Genomic DNA, 1,217 nt, shown 5'->3' with positions numbered 1-1,217 from the left:
GTCCAGGACGTCGGTTCGCAGCTCGTGGCCCGCGCCATGGCCGCCGTCGACCTCGGCACAACCCCCGGCGCCGGGCCCGGCAACAACATCAGCGCAGACCCCGACACAAATTCTGGCGGCGAAGCGGGGACGGACGGCGGGGGCGCGGGGGAGCGCTGGCTGGATCTCTGTGCCGGTCCCGGCGGCAAAGCCGCCCTGCTCGGAGCCCTCGCCCGGCAGCGGGGCGCCCACCTGCTGGCCAACGAATCCGCCCCGCACCGTGCCAAACTCGTGCGGCAGGCCCTGTCCGCGGTCCCGCGGGAGGCTTGGGAGGTCAGGACCGGGGACGGCCGCGACATCGGCGCCGAGCAGCCGGAGTCGTTCGACCGCGTCCTGGTGGATGTCCCGTGCACCGGCCTGGGCGCCCTGCGCCGGCGTCCGGAGTCGCGCTGGCGGCGCACGCCCAAGGACCTTGTGGACCTTGGCCCGCTGCAGCGCCAGCTGCTCAACTCCGCGATCGACGCCGTCAAGCCCGGCGGCGTGGTGGCGTACGTGACATGTTCGCCGCACCCGGCAGAGACCACCGCCGTCGTCAGTGATGCCCTGCGCAAGCGCGAGGACCTCGAGCTCCTCGACGCCGGCGCCGTGCTGGACGGCGTCAGCCTCACGGGCCACCTCGAAGCCGGGCACGAGCTCACCGCCCAGCTCTGGCCGCACGTGCACCAGACGGACGCCATGTTCCTGGCGCTGATTCGCAAGTTGGCCTGAGTTTCGCTGATACTGGGGCACTGCCACCAAAAACGAACCAGCAAAGTACGAACGAGAAGGAAATCCATGGCCCAGTGCTGCATCAACCCGAGCATCCTTTCGGCTGACTTCGTCAACCTTGAGGCCGAACTGCGCCGTATCAGCAATGCCGATGCCGTTCATGTGGACGTCATGGACAATCATTTCGTGCCCAACCTGACCATTGGGCTGCCTGTGGTGCAGCGCATCCAGGCCGTCAGCCCGGTGCCGCTGGACGCCCACCTGATGATCGCCGACGCGGACCGCTGGGCGCCGGGTTTCGCCGACGCCGGGGTGGCCTCGGTGACGTTCCACGCCGAAGCCTCGATCGCGCCGATCAAACTCGCCCGGGAACTGCGCGCCCGCGGGTCCAAAGCCGGCATGGCGCTGCGTCCGGGCACTGCCGTGGAGCCCTATCTGGACATGCTCCCGGAACTGGACCTGCTGTTAAT

Annotated in this window: 1 protein-coding gene and 1 pseudogene; both read left to right on the top strand. The window is 69.4% G+C overall.

The genetic code is table 11. The features are described from left to right. The coding region (locus LQV45_RS33840) for an RsmB/NOP family class I SAM-dependent RNA methyltransferase (RefSeq protein WP_230012197.1) at positions 1-747 on the top strand (747 nt) is incomplete at its 5' end. 66 nt (positions 748-813) lie between these two features. Further along, positions 814-1,217, top strand: a pseudogene (locus tag LQV45_RS33835) (ribulose-phosphate 3-epimerase); the annotation flags it as partial.

It is taken from the genome of Microbacterium sp. Bi128 (assembly GCF_918698205.1).
The sequence above is the reverse complement of the archived record's forward strand: the minus strand, read 5'-3'. Positions and strand labels throughout refer to the sequence as shown.